At 74.3% G+C, this 16,429-nt stretch carries 19 protein-coding genes; 9 read left to right on the top strand and 10 right to left on the bottom strand.

The window, feature by feature from the left end; translation table 11 throughout:
- Positions 1-2 precede the first annotated feature (2 nt).
- Together AC07DU_RS02375 and AC07DU_RS02370 are read right to left on the bottom strand one after the other, a co-directional pair.
- Positions 3-749 carry a response regulator gene (locus AC07DU_RS02375; protein ID WP_479030359.1) on the bottom strand — a complete coding sequence of 249 codons (747 nt, stop codon included), beginning with the start codon at positions 747-749 and terminating at the stop codon, positions 3-5.
- A complete protein-coding gene (locus tag AC07DU_RS02370; protein ID WP_479109188.1) occupies positions 746-1,657 on the bottom strand; it encodes a sensor histidine kinase in 912 nt (303 codons plus the stop codon). Before AC07DU_RS02370 ends, AC07DU_RS02375 begins: the two co-directional genes overlap by 4 nt.
- Before the next feature lie 132 nt (positions 1,658-1,789).
- On the opposite strand from AC07DU_RS02370, the gene AC07DU_RS02365 reads away from it, so the two are divergent.
- The 3 genes from AC07DU_RS02365 (at position 1,790) to AC07DU_RS02355 (ending at position 6,485) form a co-directional block, all read left to right on the top strand.
- Complete coding sequence (locus AC07DU_RS02365) at positions 1,790-2,500, top strand: ABC transporter ATP-binding protein (RefSeq protein WP_453371059.1); 711 nt, start codon at positions 1,790-1,792, stop codon at positions 2,498-2,500.
- The gene (locus AC07DU_RS02360; protein ID WP_479109186.1) at positions 2,497-4,794 is read left to right on the top strand and encodes an FtsX-like permease family protein; all 2,298 of its coding nucleotides are present in this window, start codon (positions 2,497-2,499) and stop codon (positions 4,792-4,794) included. Before AC07DU_RS02365 ends, AC07DU_RS02360 begins: the two co-directional genes overlap by 4 nt.
- A gap of 209 nt (positions 4,795-5,003) precedes the next feature.
- Entirely contained in the window at positions 5,004-6,485 is a 1,482-nt protein-coding gene (locus AC07DU_RS02355) for a condensation domain-containing protein (RefSeq protein WP_479109184.1), read from the top strand.
- 11 nt (positions 6,486-6,496) lie between these two features.
- Here the strand turns inward: AC07DU_RS02355 and AC07DU_RS02350 are convergent, their stop codons facing one another.
- The 3 genes from AC07DU_RS02350 to AC07DU_RS02340 all read right to left on the bottom strand — a co-directional run bounded on the left by AC07DU_RS02350 (position 6,497) and on the right by AC07DU_RS02340 (position 8,618).
- Positions 6,497-7,732, bottom strand: coding sequence for an RNA polymerase sigma factor (locus AC07DU_RS02350; protein ID WP_360889721.1), 1,236 nt, complete (start codon positions 7,730-7,732; stop codon positions 6,497-6,499).
- An 85-nt stretch (positions 7,733-7,817) separates the two neighbouring features.
- The gene (locus AC07DU_RS02345; protein ID WP_360889719.1) at positions 7,818-8,177 is read right to left on the bottom strand and encodes a YciI family protein; all 360 of its coding nucleotides are present in this window, start codon (positions 8,175-8,177) and stop codon (positions 7,818-7,820) included.
- A gap of 171 nt (positions 8,178-8,348) precedes the next feature.
- A complete protein-coding gene (locus AC07DU_RS02340) occupies positions 8,349-8,618 on the bottom strand; it encodes a hypothetical protein (protein WP_360889716.1) in 270 nt (89 codons plus the stop codon).
- Between the two features lie 91 nt (positions 8,619-8,709).
- Between AC07DU_RS02340 and AC07DU_RS02335 the strand changes: the two genes are divergently transcribed.
- The 3 genes from AC07DU_RS02335 to AC07DU_RS02325 all read left to right on the top strand — a co-directional run bounded on the left by AC07DU_RS02335 (position 8,710) and on the right by AC07DU_RS02325 (position 10,068).
- A complete protein-coding gene (locus AC07DU_RS02335; RefSeq protein WP_360889713.1) occupies positions 8,710-9,048 on the top strand; it encodes a thioredoxin family protein in 339 nt (112 codons plus the stop codon).
- Between the two features lie 97 nt (positions 9,049-9,145).
- A complete protein-coding gene (locus AC07DU_RS02330; RefSeq protein WP_360889710.1) occupies positions 9,146-9,499 on the top strand; it encodes a DUF1304 domain-containing protein in 354 nt (117 codons plus the stop codon).
- The gene (locus AC07DU_RS02325; protein WP_479109182.1) at positions 9,496-10,068 is read left to right on the top strand and encodes a TetR/AcrR family transcriptional regulator; all 573 of its coding nucleotides are present in this window, start codon (positions 9,496-9,498) and stop codon (positions 10,066-10,068) included. Before AC07DU_RS02330 ends, AC07DU_RS02325 begins: the two co-directional genes overlap by 4 nt.
- Positions 10,069-10,163: 95 nt before the next feature.
- Here AC07DU_RS02325 and AC07DU_RS02320 read toward each other — a convergent pair whose 3' ends face one another.
- Both AC07DU_RS02320 and AC07DU_RS02315 read right to left on the bottom strand, forming a co-directional pair.
- On the bottom strand, positions 10,164-10,370 hold the full coding sequence (locus AC07DU_RS02320; protein ID WP_360889704.1) for a cold-shock protein: 207 nt from the start codon (positions 10,368-10,370) through the stop codon (positions 10,164-10,166).
- Between the two features lie 171 nt (positions 10,371-10,541).
- A complete protein-coding gene (locus AC07DU_RS02315) occupies positions 10,542-10,910 on the bottom strand; it encodes an HGxxPAAW family protein (protein ID WP_479109180.1) in 369 nt (122 codons plus the stop codon).
- Positions 10,911-11,010: 100 nt separating this feature from the next.
- On the opposite strand from AC07DU_RS02315, the gene AC07DU_RS02310 reads away from it, so the two are divergent.
- Positions 11,011-11,514: a MarR family winged helix-turn-helix transcriptional regulator gene (locus tag AC07DU_RS02310; RefSeq protein WP_360889698.1), complete on the top strand. Its 504-nt coding sequence runs from the start codon at positions 11,011-11,013 to the stop codon at positions 11,512-11,514.
- A gap of 85 nt (positions 11,515-11,599) precedes the next feature.
- Positions 11,600-13,087, top strand: coding sequence for a DEAD/DEAH box helicase (locus AC07DU_RS02305; RefSeq protein WP_392051955.1), 1,488 nt, complete (start codon positions 11,600-11,602; stop codon positions 13,085-13,087).
- Between the two features lie 64 nt (positions 13,088-13,151).
- Here the strand turns inward: AC07DU_RS02305 and AC07DU_RS02300 are convergent, their stop codons facing one another.
- The 3 genes from AC07DU_RS02300 to AC07DU_RS02290 all read right to left on the bottom strand — a co-directional run bounded on the left by AC07DU_RS02300 (position 13,152) and on the right by AC07DU_RS02290 (position 15,599).
- Positions 13,152-13,700, bottom strand: a complete 549-nt coding sequence (locus tag AC07DU_RS02300; protein WP_479109178.1) for a hypothetical protein — start codon at positions 13,698-13,700, stop codon at positions 13,152-13,154.
- Positions 13,701-13,831: 131 nt separating this feature from the next.
- Positions 13,832-14,398 carry an SRPBCC domain-containing protein gene (locus tag AC07DU_RS02295; RefSeq protein ID WP_453371068.1) on the bottom strand — a complete coding sequence of 189 codons (567 nt, stop codon included), beginning with the start codon at positions 14,396-14,398 and terminating at the stop codon, positions 13,832-13,834.
- A 103-nt stretch (positions 14,399-14,501) separates the two neighbouring features.
- Positions 14,502-15,599, bottom strand: a complete 1,098-nt coding sequence (locus tag AC07DU_RS02290; RefSeq protein ID WP_479109176.1) for an NUDIX domain-containing protein — start codon at positions 15,597-15,599, stop codon at positions 14,502-14,504.
- A 308-nt stretch (positions 15,600-15,907) separates the two neighbouring features.
- Between AC07DU_RS02290 and AC07DU_RS02285 the strand changes: the two genes are divergently transcribed.
- Complete coding sequence (locus tag AC07DU_RS02285) at positions 15,908-16,378, top strand: hypothetical protein (protein WP_479109174.1); 471 nt, start codon at positions 15,908-15,910, stop codon at positions 16,376-16,378.
- Positions 16,379-16,429: the final 51 nt, after the last annotated feature.

Genomic DNA, 16,429 nt, shown 5'->3' with positions numbered 1-16,429 from the left:
GGTCACCCCGCGGGCTCCTGGCGTACCGAACGGGACGAGGACGTGACCGCGCCCGGGGTCACCAGGCCCGTCTCGTAGGCGAGGACCACGGCCTGGGCCCGGTCGCGCAACGACAACTTGGCGAAGATGCGGGCCACATGTGTCTTCACGGTGGCCTCGCTGAGCGTCAGCTCCCGCGCCAGTTCGGCGTTGGAGCGGCCGTGCCCCATCAGGGTCAGCACCTCACGTTCGCGCGGGGTCAGCGCCGCCAGCTCCTGGTGGGCGGCCGCCGTCGTGCTGCGGTCCGGCCCGGACGCCGCCGGGGCGCAGCGTTCCACCAGGCGGCGGGTGATCGAGGGGGAGAGCAGCGCGTCGCCCGTACTGACAAGGCGCACCGCGGCCGCGAGGTGTTCGGGGGTGACGTCCTTGAGCAGGAAGCCGCTGGCGCCGGCCGCGAGGGCGGCGTACACGTACTGGTCGAGGTCGAAGGTGGTCAGCATGATCACCCGGCAGCCGGGGACTTCGGCGAGGATGCGCCGGGCGGCTTGCAGGCCGTCCATGTTCGGCATGCGGATGTCGAGCAGGACGACGTCGGGGCGCAGCCGGCGCACCGCCGCGACGGCCTCCACCCCGTCGGCGGCCACGCCGACCACGTCGATCCCGCGCGCCGTCAGGATCAGCCGGAAGCCGGTGCGGACGAGGTCCTGGTCGTCGGCGATCACCACGCGGGGCGCCGGCACGGGGGGCGCCGGGTCCGGGGGCGTGCTCACGGCCGGTCCAGGGGGAGGCGGGCGCGCACCCGGTAGCCGCCGCCGAGGCGGCGGCGCGCGTCGAGGTCCCCGCCGTAGACGGCGACGCGCTCGCGCAGGCCGAGCAGGCCGCGCCCGGTGCCGTCCGCCTTCGGCGAGGGCCGGTCCGGTCGCCGCTCCCCCGGCGGACCCAGCACGCTGGGGCCGCCGTTGAGCACCTCCACCCGCAACGCGTGTTCCGCGTACCGCACGGTCACCTGGGTCCTGCCTCCGTCTCCGTGTTTGAGCGCGTTCGTCAGCGCCTCCTGGATGATCCGGTACGCCGTGACGTCGATCCCGGCCGGGAGCGGGCGCGGGTCCCCGGATATCCGCACCTCCACCGGCAGCCCGGCGAAGGCGAATCTGTCGATCAGCGGGCTCAGCCTGCCGAGGCCCGGCTGCGGTGACAGCTGAGCTGCCGGCTGCGGTGACGACCGGGCGGACGACGTCGCTGCCCCCGGGCCGGCCCCGTCCCCGGCCCCACCCCCGGCCCCGCCGCCGTACGGCTCGTCCTCGCCGTCCTGGGCGGGCGCGAGCAGGCCCAGCAGGTGCCGCAGCTCGGTCATCGTGTTGCGCCCGGCCGTCTCCACGGCGCCCATCGCCGCCGCGGCCTCCTCGGGCAGGGTGGTGAGCACCTCACGGGCGGCCCCGGCCTGGACCACCATCAGGCTCACGTTGTGGCTGACGATGTCGTGGAGCTCTGCCGCGATCCTGGCCCGTTCGGCGTCCACGGCGGTACGGGCCGCGCTCTCCCGCTCCCGTTCCAGGAGCCAGCCGCGCTCCCCGATCGCCGCCCGGTGGCCGCGCCGGGCGCGCAGCAGCGCCACGCCCAGCCCGCCGGCCACGGCCGCGGACACACAGGCCGCGACCACGGCGATGATCAACGCCATCCTGACTCCCCATCCCCCGCGACCTGGTGTCATTCTGCCGGACGGGTCGCGTACATCCCCAGGATGACCTGCCCGGCCGGTTACATCCGGGGGCTGACGCCCCGTACGCGGACGCCGCCTTAGGTTCGGGTCATGACAATCCCTCACGACAGTACGCGGCAGGTCGTCGTACGGCTGGACGGCGTGTACAAGGAGTACGGCGACGCGCGGGCCCTCGACGGCCTGTCGCTGGAGATCCGGGCCGGCGACGCGGTGGCCGTGATGGGCCCCTCCGGCTGCGGCAAGTCCACCCTGCTCAACATGGTGGCCGGCCTGGACCGGCCGACCTCGGGCACCGTCGAGGTGCGGGGCCAGGACCTGGGGAAGCTCGGCGAGACCGGCCTGGCGCTGTTCCGGCGCCGCAACATCGGCATGATCTTCCAGTTCTTCAACCTCATCGACGATCTGCCGGCCCTGGACAACGTGGCCTTGGCCGCCCAGCTGACCGGCACCTCGGCCCGGCAGGCGCGCCGCCGCGCCCTGGAGCTCCTCGACGAACTCGGCGTCGCCGACCGCCGGAACAGCTATCCGGCGACGCTCAGCGGCGGAGAACGCCAACGGGTGGCGGTGGCAAGGGCGTTGATGAACCGTCCGGCCCTGCTGCTGGCCGACGAGCCGACCGGAGCCCTCGACAGCCGTTCCGGTGAGCAGGTGATGGACCTGCTCATCGACCTCAACCAGATCGGCCAGACCCTGCTGATCGTCACGCACGACCCGCAGTTGGCCACGCGGTGCGCCAGCCGCCTGGTCGAGGTCGCCGACGGCCGGGTCGCCCGCGAGAGCGCCCTGGAGGCGACGGCATGAGCGCCGTGTGGCGGGCCTCGCGCGCGGCGGTCAAGCGCCGCCGTCTCCAGACCGTCGTCATCGGGCTCGTCGTGCTCTGCTCCACCACGACCGTCCTGCTCGCACTGGCCCTGCTCGCCGCGACCTCGGGTCCCTTCGACACCGCGTACGCCGCCCAGCGCGGCGCGCACACCGTGGCGGTCTTCGACACCGCGAAGGTCTCGACGCAGCAGCTGGCGGAAACCGCCGGGCGGCCCGGTGTGGAGGCCGCCGCGGGGCCGTTCGCCCGGACGGTCGTGGAGGTGCCCGACGGCTGGCTCGGGAACCCGGCCGGCGCACTCACCGTGGTGGGCCGCGCCGACCCGGCGGGCCCGGTGGACCGCGTCGAGATCCTGCACGGGCGGTGGGCCACGGCTCCCGGCGAGATCGTCGTCAACTGGTCCTACAACGGCTCGCCCTACCCGGAGCTGCTGGGCACGAAGCTGGCCTCCCCCGGCGGACCGGAGCTGACCGTCGTCGGGTTCGCCGCCAGCATGAGCCAGTCCGCCGGCGCCTGGGTCTCACCCGAACAGATGGCCGCACTGCATCCGTCCAGCGCCCAGATGCTCTACCGGTTCACGGACCCGTCCACGAAAGCCCGGCTGAGCTCGGCACTGGCCGCGGCCACGGCCGGCCTGCCCGAGGGATCCCTGACCAGCACGCAGACCCACCTGACCCTGAAGCAGGCCTTCTCAGCCCTGGCGGACGCCTACCTCCCCTTCATGACGCTCTTCGGCGTCCTCGGCCTCCTCGTGTCCGTCCTGATCGTCGGGAACGTGGTCAGCGGAGCGGTCGTCTCCGGCTACCGGCACATCGGCGTGCTCAAGTCCCTCGGCTTCACCCCGAACCAGGTGGTCGCGGTCTACCTGACGATGATGTCCGTACCCGCCGTCGTCGGCTCCGCCCTCGGCACCCTGCTCGGCAGCGCGCTGGCCGAGCCCATCCTGAAGGTCGCCTTCTCCGGCATCGAAACGGGCCGGGCGTCCCTCGGCGTAGCCCCGTGGGTGCCCGCCGTCTGCCTGCTGGGGATGCCCGCCCTCGTCCTGCTCGCGGCGCTGGTCCCCGCGCTGCGGGCGCACCGGATGTCGGCGGCCCGGGCGATCAGCGCGGGCGGGGCCCCCCGCACCGGGCGCGGACTGCGCGTCCAGCGCATGCTGGCGTCCGTCCCGCTGCCGCGCCCGGTCAGCCTGGGCCTGGGCCAGCCGTTCGCCCGCCCCGGCCGCACCCTGCTGACCATGGCGGCCATCGTCCTCGGGGTCACCACCGTGACCCTCGCGACCGGGCTGACCACTACGATGCTCGCGCTCGGCAACGCCGGCCGAGGTGACGGCGGCCCCGCGGTGAGCGTGCAGGCGGACCACCGCCGGCCCGGTCCCCGGCTCAGCGACGCCCAGATCGAGGAACGGCTGCGGTCCCTGCCCGGCGTGAAGAGCGTACGGGCCCGTGGGCTGGCCCAGGTCAGCCTGGGCGGGCAGACCCAGCCCGCCTTCGCCGACTTCTACCGGGGGGACGGCCCCGCCTACGCCTTCACCCTCGCCAAGGGCCGCATGCCGGACGGGGCCGGGGAGATCGCGGCCGGACCCGCGTTCCTGACCGAGCGCGGACTGGGGCTCGGCGACCGGGTCACCCTGCAACTGAACGGTGCCCAGGTCCCCGTGACCGTCGTGGGGCAACTCGTCTCGGGCGACGCCCGCGCCCTGCAGGCCGGCTGGCCGACCTACGAGGAGCTCGTGCCGGACGCCCGAGCCGTCGAGTACGCGGTACGGCTGGCTCCCGGCACCGACGCCCGGGCCTACGCGGCGGCGGTCGAGGCGGCCGATCCCGGGCTCAGCGCGACGGTGGGGACCTCCCAGAACGCGGCCACCACCACGGTCGTCGGATTCTCGACCGTGTTCACGGTCCTGCTGACGGTCGTCGCCGCGCTCGGCGTCTTCAACACCGTGCTCCTCAACACCCGCGAGCGCCGCCGGGACCTCGGCATGCTCAAGTCCATCGGGATGACACCCCGGCAGGTGGTGGCCATGACGGTGACCTCGGTCGCCGGGCTCGGCGTGGCCGGGGGTCTGCTGGGCATCCCCCTCGGCGTCGCGGCCCACCGGCTGGTCGTCGACAACGTCGGCGTGGTCGACTTCCCCGAGTCGATGAAGGACGTGTGGCACGCGCCGCAGCTGGCCGCGATGCTGCTGGCGGGAGTCGCGATCGCCGTCCTGGGCGCCCTGGTCCCGGCCCGGTCGGCGGCCCGGATGACCATCGCGGCGGCCCTGCACACCGAGTAGCGTCCTCGCCCCCGGCTCACCGCTCGCCACACGAGGGCCCGGACCCCGGCGGCGATGGCCCCGGAGCTCCCGCCTCCCCTCTCCCGCCCCCGGTCTCCCGCCCCCCGTCTCCCGCCCCCGGTCTTCCGACCCCGACTGATTCCGTCACTTCCCCGGGCCGGGGGTCGTTAGGCGCCTGGGGGTTGACTCGGGGGCGAAGGGATGACGGAATGCGGCAGTTTCCTCTGGAGATGCACCACGTGGCTCCCGGCCGGGTGGTCGAGTGGCGGCTCAGGTCCACGGCGGCGGCGGAGGCCGGTGGCGCGGGTGACCCGGCGAGCAGGAAGGCGTCCTTCAACCAGGACAAGCACTTCACCGTCGCCGAGGAGAGCCGGGCCGCCGACGACCCCGTCGCGTCCTGGGTGGCGGTCACCTTCGAAGTGACCGGCCCGCTGGACGAACGGGCTCTGGCGCAGGCGCTGTTGTCCTTCGTGCAGCGGCACGAGGTCCTGCGGTGCGCGTTCCGCCGGCTGGCCGGGGAGCTGGCGTGCGAGCCCTTCGACCCCGCCGAACTCGCCCTCGACCCCGAGCAGGTGGGCACCTTCGAGACGGCCGACCTGCTGCGCGAGTTCCTCGTCGATCGGTTCAAGCGGAGCATCGACACGCTCTCCTGGCCGCTGTTCATCATGGGCGCGGTGGTCCGCGAGGACTCGGCGACGGTCTACCTCGCCTTCGACCACATCGTGTGCGACGGCATGTCGATGCCGATCGTCGCCCGCGACGTCCTGACCGCGTACGAGGGCCTGTGCGGCGGTGAGGGCGTCGAACTGCCGCCCGCCCCCAGCTACCTGGACTTCGCCGACGAGCAGCGGCGCCGCTACCTCTCCATCGACGCGGAGGACGAACGTCTGGGCTACTGGAAGGAGTTCATCGCGCGGGGCGGCGATTTCTTCCCCAAGTTCCCGCTCGACCTCGGTGTCGAGCCGGACCGGATGTACCCGATCGTCAACGAGGGCTCGATGCTGCTGGACGCGGCCGAGGCCGAGGTGTTCGAGAAGACCTGCGTGGCGGTCGGCGGCAAGCCGTTCATGGGGGTGCTCGGGTCCGTCGCCGTGTGCCTGCGCGAGGCCGGCGGGCCCGGCGTCTACCGGGGCCTCATGCCGGTCAGCGAGCGCGGCCGGGGAGCCTGGGCGCATTCGGTGGGATGGTTCGTCAACACCATGCCCATCGAGTTCGACGCCTCGCCCGGCCGGGACTTCGCCCAGGTGATGGCGGGGATCCGGGCCGGCTTCACCGAGATGATCTCCCACGTCGACGTGCCGTTCGTCCGGGCCTGGGAGCTGCTGGCGCCCGAGGAGTTCGCCGCCCGCTCCTGGCCGTACCCGGTGAACTTCTTCTCGTACATCGACATGCGCAGGTGCCCCGGCGCCGAACGCCACGACGAGTGGCAGCCCGCCACCCACGTGTGGTCGGCGCGCGCGAACGGTGCCTGTTCGTGGTTCCACCGGGACGCGGAGGGGCTGCACATGAACTCCCTCTACGTCGACACCCCGGCGGCCCGCGGGACGATGACCGACTTCCAGGAGGCGCTGCGCCGGACGGTCCAGAACGTCGCCCGCTCCGGCGGCTTCGGCGGGCCCGTCGCCCTGCCCCCGCCGCGGCGGCCCGAGGGGACCCCGCTGGACGTGGCCGCGTACGCCCGCCGGTGCTGACCGGGCCGGGTTCAGAGGCGGGCCGCGCGGCGCAGGAGGAGGGTGCGCTCCTGCGCGTTGCGGGTGAGGGAGGCCGCCCGCTCGAACTCCGCGCGGGCCTCCTGCGGCCGGCCGAGGCGCTCCAGCAGGTCCCCCCGCACACTGGGCAGCAAGTGGTAGGCGCGCAGAGCCGGTTCGTCGGCGAGCGCGTCGACCAGCGGCAGCGCCGCCTGCGGTCCCTCGGCCATGGAGACGGCGACCGCCCGGTTGAGCTCGACCACCGGTGACGGGACCAGCAGGACGAGCCGCCCGTACAGTGCGGCGATCCTCGGCCAGTCCGTGTCCTCGTAGCGGACGGCGGCGGCGTGGCAGCCGGCGATCGCGGCCTGGAGGGAGTAGGGGCCGCTGCCGGCGCGGGCCATGGCGCGGGCGCCGCGGGCGATGAGCATGCGGTTCCACCGGGCCCGGTTCTGGTCGGCCAGCAGCACCGGCTCCCCGTCGGGTCCGGTGCGGGTGGCCGTCCGGGACGCCTGGAACTCCAGGAGCGCGGCGAGGCCGTGCACCTCGGGCTCCTCGGGCATCAGGCCGGTGAGGACGCGGGCGAGGCGCAGGGCGTCCTCGCACAGGGCGGGGCGGACGAGATCGTCGCCGGTGGTGGCTGCGTAGCCCTCGTTGAAGACGAGGTAGATGACCTCCAGGACCGAGGAGAGCCGGGCCTCGCGGTCGGCGCCGTACGGGACTTCGAAGGGCACCCCGGCCTTGGCCAGGGTGCGCTTCGCCCGGACGATGCGCTGGGCGACGGTCGCCTCGGAGGTGAGGAAGGCGCGGGCGATCTCCTGGGTGGTGAGCCCGCCCATCAGGCGCAGGGTGAGCGCGATGCGGGCCTCGGTGGCCAGCACCGGGTGGCAGGAGGTGAAGATCAGGCGCAGCAGGTCGTCGTCGATGTCCTCGGGGTCCGCCGGTTCGGGCGGCGGCGGGGCGTCCTCCAGGCTCCGGCCGACTTCCGCCAGTTTGCGCGCGTACGTCTCCTTGCGGCGGACGAGGTCGATCGCGCGGTGCTTGGCGGTGGCCATGAGCCAGGCGCCGGGCCGGTCGGGCACACCGGTCTGCGGCCACTGTTCGAGAGCGGCGACGAGGGCGTCCTGGGCGAGCTCCTCGGCGATGCCGACGTCCCGCACGATCCGGGCGACACCGGCGATGATCCGCGCGGACTCGATCCTGAACACCGCTTCGACCGCTTGGGCCGCATTGACTGCCGTCACGGCCACCCATCAGAGCAGCCGTGACGGGGCAGGGCAAACGCGGCGCGGTGGGCGCGTGGGCCCGGGCCCGCGTGGGGGCCCGGGGCCGGCGTCACATCTCCTGGATCTCCCGGACCTCGGCGCTGACGTTCCACTCCGCCGGGTGGATCTCAAGGAACCGCCGGGTCCACTCCAGGGCCTCGGCCTTGTCCTTGCACTGGGTCAGGGAGTATCCGCCGACGACCTCCCTGGTCTCGGTGAAGGGGCCGTCGGTGTAGCTGATCTTCCCGCCGGACCAGCTGACCCTGGTCCCCTCGGAGGTGGGCAGGAGCCCGGCCGTGTCGAGCATGACGCCGGCCTTGGTGATCTCCTCCATGAGAGCGCCCATGCGCTGCTCGAACTCGGGCGGGAAGGCGGTGTCGGCGGGGAGGTCCTGCTCGTTGATGCGGATCATCGTCAGGAAGCGCGGCATGGTGACTCCTCGGTCGGAGGGCGGGGACTCTCCCCGCCTCTCACCCCTGCGTCGAACGGGAGACGCCCGGATCGACAGCTCCCCGGAAGATTCTTCGAAGAATCCTGCGGGGCGGCCAGCCGACGCTCCGGCTCCGGACCCACCGTGCGGTCAGAGACTGCGCCCGGGCGGTCAGCGACTGTCGCCGGTCCAGTCCCAGCGGTCCGGGTCCTGCGCACGGCGCCGGTAGTGGGCCCGGCCCCCCGCCCCGTAGCGGCCTATCTCCGTGGGGAGCCTGGCCTCTTCGGCGAGCTGGGGCGCGCTCCATCCGGTGATGTCCAGGAGGAGCCCGTCGAGCGGTCCCCCGACCAGCTCGCCGTAGACATGGCCGGGGCGCGGGCCGGGGTCGGGGTCCTCGTGGTCGGCGCCGTAGACCCGGCGCCGGAGCATCCTGTCGTCCATGCGGCTCAGGTTCGCAGGCCCCACTGACATTGCGGCGATGATGGGGGCCGCCCTCGCCACCGCGGGGGCGCACGAGCGAGGAGGGACGCGCATGGCACGTCGGGTGCACCAGCCACTGGAGGACCAGGAGTTCGACTTCATCCTGTCGATGACGACCGGGCCCGTGCTCGCCTACTTCTGCGGCAGCTGGCCGAAGGCCGTGGAGGCGTGCCGCGCCATGGACTCGGTCGTCGGCGAGCTGGCGCAGGAGTACGGGACGCGGTTCACCGCCGTCCGCACCGACATGACCCGGTGTCCCGGGACGACCAGGCGCTACGGGGTGACGAGCGCGCCGACCGCGGTGCTCGTCAAGGACGGCGAGGCGGTCGCGAGCCAGGCCGGTCCGATGACGCGCGAGGAGTTCCGGGCCTTCCTGGACGCCCACCTCTGAGCCGGGCCGCGCGCGACTTCCCGTACAGTTGTCCAGGAACTTCCCGGACAGCTGTCCAGGAAGTGCCGTCCGGCAGCCCCGCGCGAAGGAGACGTCCATGCACACGGTCGCTCAGATCCTCATCGGCCTGGTGGCCGTGCTCCACGTGTACATCCTGGTCCTGGAGATGTTCCTGTGGCAGCGGCCGCCCGGCCGCGCCCTGTCCGGCTTCGACGCCGACACCGCCCGCCGCACCGCGCCCCTCGCCGCGAACCAGGGCCTCTACAACGGCTTCCTCGCCGCCGGCCTGGTCTGGGGGCTGGTCATCGACTCGCTCGCCACGCAGCTCTTCTTCCTGATCTGCGTGGTCGTCGCCGGGGTGTACGGGGCCGCGACCGCGAACCGCCGGATCCTGGTCGCCCAAGCCCTGCCCGGCGCCCTCGCCCTCGGCGCGGCCCTGCTGGCCGCGTGAGCGCGCAGGATCCCCGTACGGCCCGGACGAAGGAGCGGCTGCGCCGGAGCCTGCTCGCCGAGTGCACCGGCCGGCCGCTCACCGCCGTCAGCGTCTCGGCGGTGGTCCGCCGCGCCGGCGTCGGCCGCGCCACGTTCTACCTGCACTACGAGGACCTCACGGCCCTCGCCGTGGACGCCTGCGCCGATGTGGTGCACGCGGCGATCGACGCCCTGCACGCCTGGCAGACCGGCCCCGCGGCGCGCGCCCCGGACCGGCCCCCCGCCGCACTGGCCGAGTTCCTGGCGGGCGCCGCCGACCGGGCCCCGCTCTACCGCGCCCTGCTCCTCGCGGGCGGCGGCGGCCCGCTCGGCGACCGCCTCCACCGGGAGCTGCGCGCCCGCGCGCGCGCCGAACGCGAGGCGGTGGGCGCCCCGCACGCCGAGGTGGTCGCCTCGGCGGTGGCCGCCACCTTCACCGGTGTCCTCGCGGACTGGCTGCACGGGGAGGCCCCGGGGGATCCGGTCGCGCTGGCGGAACTGCTGTGGCCGCTGATCCTGGCCCTCCACCGCGCCATCGGGCGGGCTTAGAGCCCTCTTGCCGGTCGCCACAACGCGCGAAACCCCGCCGGGCGGACCGGCGGGGGTTCGGGGTTCGGTTCACGGACCCAGGCCGTGAAGCGGTCCTACCCGAGGGTGACCACCCGCTCGGCCTGGGGACCCTTGGGGCCTTGGGTGACCTGGTACTCGACCTTCGCGCCCTCTTCCAGGGACTTGAAGCCGCTGGACTCGATCGCGGAGAAGTGCACGAACACGTCAGGGCCGCCGCCGTCCTGCTGGATGAAGCCGAACCCCTTCTCCGAGTTGAACCACTTCACGGTGCCTGTTGCCATCTGGCTGATCCTTCTCAACGTTCCACTGCGGGCCGCACACGCGGCCGTCTCGATCCTGCCCGACGCTCCCTCACAGCACACGCTGGACGCGGCCAACCGGGGCGCGGCGCGCCATCGAACTTCTGGACGCCTTGTCCGCGAAAAGGGGGAGCGACCGTGGCGTCAGGGCCTTCACACGCCGCTGTCCGCCACGGGCAGCGGGGCGACGGGCCGGGGCCGGGGGGCCGCCGCGGCGGCTCGGCGCGGTCCGCCGGCCCGGCAGCCCAGGCAGCCGGCGTGGCCGGTGTGGGCGACGGTGTCGCGAACGCGCCAGTCCCAGTCGGCCTGCGGCCGGGGCCCGCTCGGCTTCCCCCAGCCGGCGAGGTGGAGCAGCCAGGTGGTGATCCCGGCCAGGGCGACGACGCCGAGGCCGATCCAGACGCCGGGCAGCCAGGCCGCGCAGACGGCCACGCCCGCTCCGGCGAAGCCCAGCAGGGCCAGGGTGGTGCCGGTCCAGCCGGCCACCGTGTGGCCGAGGTCGACGTGGCCGTGGGCGCTCATGGGTTCTCCCTGTTCGGACGGACGGCAGTCGGCAGTAGGCTCGGAGAAGGAGTTCGTTTATCTCACGAGCTAAGTAACTTAGATGCTAAGGAGTATGTCCGTGGAGGGCAAGCCCCGCCCCCCGGCCACCGCCGCGGAGGCCATGTCGCGCATGGACCAGTACGTCGCCCTGGGCATCGTCGGCCAGCAGGAGGTGGCGCAGCGGCTCGGGCTCAACGTCACCGACCTGACCTGCCTGGGCCACATCCTGGGCGCCGGTGACACCCCCCTGGCCGCCGGCGACCTCGCCGAACTGGTCGACCTGACCACCGGCGCCGTCACCGGGGTCCTCAACCGCCTCGAACGCGCCGGGTACGCCCGGCGCCGGCCGGACCCCGCCGACCGGCGGCGCGTACGGGTGGTGGCCGAGCCCGAGGCCGCCGCCCGGGTCGTCGCGGTCTACCAGCCGTTCTACGACCGGCTCGGCGCCCTGTTCGCCGATTACACCCCCGATGAGATCGCCGTGATCGCCGACTGGTTCGAGCGCGCCGCGGTCGAGGTCCGCGCCCATTGCGCGCAGGTGCGCTCAGGGGCTGTGCCCGAAACGGGAGCCGGGGAGGCGTAGCCCCCGCTGGTACCATGGGCGGTTGACCATCTTCTTTTCCGTCTCGCGTTTTCCGTCTCGCGTTTTCCATCTCGAAAGGTCCTGCATGAGGAACCCGTCAGCTCATGGCCGCTTCGGTGTGAAGGGCGGTGCCAAGGCCGGAGCCAAGTCCGGCGGCAAGACCCCCCGGACGCTGGGCCCGCAGGGTGAGTTCACGATGCACCAGCCGAAGGTGCCGGCGCTGGCGCCGGTGCAGTCGTTCTCGGAGCTGGACCTGCCCCATGAGCTGGTGACCACGATGGCCGAGCTGGCGGTGACGGAGCCGTTCCCCATCCAGGCCGCGACCCTGCCGAACGCCCTGGCCGGGCGGGACGTCCTGGGCCGCGCCCAGACCGGCTCCGGCAAGACCCTCGCCTTCGGCCTGGCCCTGCTGGCGCGTACCGCGGGGCAGCAGGCGGACCCGAAGCGCCCGCTGGCGCTGATCCTCGTACCGACGCGCGAGCTGGCGCAGCAGGTCACCGAGGCGCTGGACCCGTACGCGGCGGCCCTGAAGCTGCGGATGGTCACCGTGGTCGGCGGACTGTCCATCGGTCGGCAGGTCAGCACGCTGCGCACCGGCGCCGAGGTCGTCGTGGCCACCCCCGGGCGGCTCAGCGACCTGGTCGGGCGCCGGGACGTCCACCTGGAGCGCGTGAAGATCACCGTGCTCGACGAGGCCGACCAGATGTGCGACATGGGCTTCATGCCGCAGGTCACGGAGATCCTCGACCAGGTGCACCACGCCGGGCAGCGGATGCTGTTCTCGGCGACGCTGGACCGCAACGTGGACCAGCTGGTCCGGACGTACCTCAAGGACCCGGTCTCGCACTCCGTCGACCCGCAGGCGGGCGCGGTGACCACGATGGACCACCACGTGCTGCACATCCACGCGGCCGACAAGATCTCGGCGGCGACCGAGATCGCGGCCCGCGACAACCGGGTGCTGATGTTCCTCGACACCAAGCACGGGGTCGACCAGTTCGTGAAGCACCTGCGCGCCATGGGCGTACGGGCGGAGGGCCTGCACAGCGGCAAGTCGCAGCCGCAGCGCACCCGCACCCTGGCCCAGTTCAAGACCGGGGCGGTCACCGTCCTGGTCGCCACGAACGTCGCGGCGCGCGGCATCCACATCGACGACCTCGACCTCGTGGTCAACGTGGACCCGCCCGCCGACCACAAGGACTACCTGCACCGGGGCGGGCGTACCGCCCGGGCCGGCGAGGCCGGCCGGGTCGTCACCCTCGTGACCCCGAACCAGCGCCGGGACATCGTCCGCCTGATGGCGGACGCCCGGATCCGTCCGACGATCACGCAGGTCCGCTCCGGCGAGGCGGCGCTGAGCCGGATCACCGGAGCCAAGGCCGCCCCGGGGGTGCCGCTGGCGGGCTCCGCGCCCACCGACGCCAAGGGCCGGCCCTCGGGGTCGGACCTCGGGTTCCGCGGCATCGGCACCCGGCCCGGCCGGCCGGGGAAGGCCAAGGAGTCCCGCAAGACGACCGAGGCCCGGGCACTCGCCGAGGCCCGCCGCGCTGCCCGGGTGCGCAAGGGCCACTGACGCACGCTGCACCCGCCCCGGCCACGGGGCGGCCTCGGCGGGGCGGGCCCGGACGGCCCCGGCCTCAGACCGTGGTCCGCCTGCGCAGGCGCACGGCCGCGGCATTGCGCACGCGGCGGGTACGGGCGTCGCTCGCGAGCAGCCCGAGGGCCTCGTACGAGGTCAGGGACTGGGCGGCGGTGCGCTGGCACCAGTCCGAGGCGGCGACGAGCTCCTCGCGGGACCAGGGCTCGCCGTGGGTGAGGGCCTTGAGCAGGATCCACTCCCGCAGCCGGCGCTCGGGGAAGGCCCGGCCGGTGAGCACGCCGGTCATGGCCCGGGCCCACGCCGGGAACCCGTCGTCGGCCAGCAGGCGCGCCGCCCGGCGGTCGAGGTGGGTGACCACCGCGCTCTCCGCCATCACCGGGTCCGGGTCGCGCAGCACGGCGGCGACGGCCGCGGCCTCCGCCCCGGCGCCCCCGCCCGGCGCGAGGGCCAGGGACTCCAGGTGCCGCCCGTAGCGCCAGTGCTCGGGGCGCGCGGCGGCGTCGGAACGGCTCGTCTGGACCGGCACGCCCCCGGCGGCGCCGGTGGCGGCCCGCTGCCTCTCGTTCACTCTGCCCGTGACACGCATGACACCCATTGCACACGATCTCCGTGCGGGACCGGTGGCCAGGGTGCCGTCGGCGCGCTCCTCGGCCGGCGGGAGCCGGCACCAGGGACTTCGCGCGGGCCGGCCGGCCGGTATCCGGCGGCCGGCCCGGATCAGTCCTCGCGCGGCTCGCGCGGCTCCCGGGTCTCGCGCGTCCGGTGCGCCTCGTAGCCGCCGACCCCCTGGCCGGTGTCGTGTTCCGGTTCCGGCAGCGGCGCCCCGGTCTCCAGCAGGGTCTTGAGGCTCGACGCCAGCATCGGCCAGGCGCGCCCGCACATGCCGATCAGGGTGCCGCCGGGTTCGAAGCCCTCGTGCAGGATGGTCAGCCGCGCGAGGGTGTCGCCGACCGGCTCGATCTCGTACGTCACCTTCGTGCGCCGCTCCTTCGCCAGTTCGGCCCGCAGCTCCTCCCCGATCCCGGCCGCGGCCGCCCACTGCGGGCTGAAGGTGTGCCACGTGTAGGAGAGCAGGCGGTCGGGGACGCAGTCCAGGACCACCTGCTCGGGGTCACTGGTGCGGGCGCCGCGCTCGACCCAGTCCATCACCGAGCCCACCGCCCAGTCGGTCTCGAAGCTCAGGCCCCAGTACCGGCGGGTGAAGGCGGGCTCGGTGAGTGCCTGCCAGACCCGGGCCGGATCGGCCTGGATGTACACGGTGTAGGTGATCGCACTGTCGCTCATGGCCCCATGCTGCGGGACCGCGGACCGCGGGCGCAGGATTTCCCGGTCACGGGTCCTCGTGGCAGAGGTCGACCGGCTGGGTCGGGGCCGGGCCGGGGCCGGGTCACCAGCGCGCGCCCTCCTCGGGAAGTTCCGTGGCCGGGGTGCGAGGGGCGGCGGGCAGACCCAGGCGGAGGCGGGCGGTGTGGACCGCCGCGAGTTCGTGGCCGCCGGCCGGGCCCCAGTCGCTCAGTTCCCGGACCTGTTCGGGCGTGGCCAGCAGCCGGGCGTACGCCGGGTCCGCCGCCGGGGGCAGAGCGGTGAGGCGGGCCGCGGTGCGGGCGTGGGCGCCCTGCCCGCCGTACCGGTAGCCGAGTGGCGCGGCCGCCGTGACGGCTGCGGCCGTCGGCGGCGGGAGGTGGGCGGCGCCGGTGGCGCGGGCGATCAGGAGCAGGACCCGGCCGTCGGGGGCGAACAGCCAGGCCGAGCGGTCGCGTACGGGCAGCTGCGCGGGGACCGGCCCCGGGTGCCAGGGCTCGCGCTCGGGAATCCTGCGGGTGCGCAGGACGCCGAGCCGGTCGAGAGCCGTCGGCATGGTGGGCCGGCCGTCCTCCAGCAGGGCCGTGCCGGAGCCGTTGATGCGGGCGCGCAGGGCGGACAGGGCGCGGCGGGCGTCGCCCGGCTCCATCAGGGCGGGCAGCTCCGCCGGTTCCGCGAAGTGGATACCGGTGATCTCCTGGGCCGGCAGCCGGACGGCATCGATCCGTTCGGGGGTCCAGGTGCCGCCGTCGTAGACGTGCAGGATCTCGCCGGGGAACCGCATCTCGGGCGGGAAGCCCGGGGTGTCGGCCGGGATCCAGTCCACGGCGAGGCCGCGCGGGTAGCGGTCGTCGACGCCGAGCTCCTCGCGCAGCTCGCGGGCGGCGGCCGCGGACGGTGCCTCGCCCGCGTCCACGGCGCCGCCGGGGAGCAGCCGGTCGGTGCGGTAGTCGACGCTCTGGACGAGGATCCGGCCGTCGGTGTCGGTGACGAGGACGACGGCCGCGCTCCAGACGGCGGCCCGCGAGGCGCCGTACTCCTGCGGGGTCATCCAGGTCCCGTCCCGCTCGTGAGCACCGGTCTCGGCTGGGGCGGTCGCGGCCCGGGCGGTCACGCCCTGGTCCGTCGCGACCTGGTCGATCGCGCCCTGGTCGATCGCGCCCTGGTCGGTCAGCTGCGGCATGGGACTCCGTTCACCGTGGGTGGACCCGCCGCCTGTGCAACAGCGGGCGCGGCTCCCGGGTTACGGCGGCGCGGGCACCGGGGCCGGCCGACAGCGCTTTGCCGTCCCTATACCTCCTTATTACCTGGTTATGCGGGCCCTGCTACCTTCCCAGGGCGGACTGGCGGCCTGAAAACCGCCGGTCCGACCACGTAACCGGACCGCGGCGCCGGCCCCTGCTCCCGGGCCGGCCGCGGGATCCGGGCCCCAGGTCACCCGTCCGTGTGACGGGTGCGGCTCTCGCGGCGCCGGTACGGCAGGGTGGGCGGATGCAGCTGCGCCGGGCCCTGCCCCTGACCCTCACCACGCTCGTCCTCACCACCGGATGCGTCACCGTGCATCCCGCCGCCACCCCGCAGGGGCCGCGCCCGGCACCCGCGGCGGCCCGCGCCGAACCCCCGCAACCGCCGCCCGGGGCGCAGCCGTTGGGCCCGCTTCCCATGTCGGCGGAGCAGGCGCTCGCAGCGCCCGGCGCCGAACCGGACACCGAGCCGGACGGAGCGCCCGACGCGGTCCCGGCCTCCGCCCACCGGCGGCCGGCCGCCGCCCAGCAGCCCCACCAGCCGCATGGGCCCCGTCGCACCAAGCCCGTGCGGGCAGCCCAGCCCGCCGCCCCTGCCGCTCAGCGCGCCGCGGCGGCGAAGCCCCGGCCCGCGCCGCAGCGCCCGTACGACATGGCCTCGCTGTGCGCGGCGGCCCGGGGCACGGTGTCCCCGTCGATCGCGGCGCTGTGCCGCTGATGGGCGGATGTGCCCGCCGTTAATGGGTGGATGTGCCCGCTCCGGCTCCCT

This window comes from Streptomyces sp. NPDC045695, from assembly GCF_056432025.1.
The sequence above is the reverse complement of the archived record's forward strand: the minus strand, read 5'-3'. Positions and strand labels throughout refer to the sequence as shown.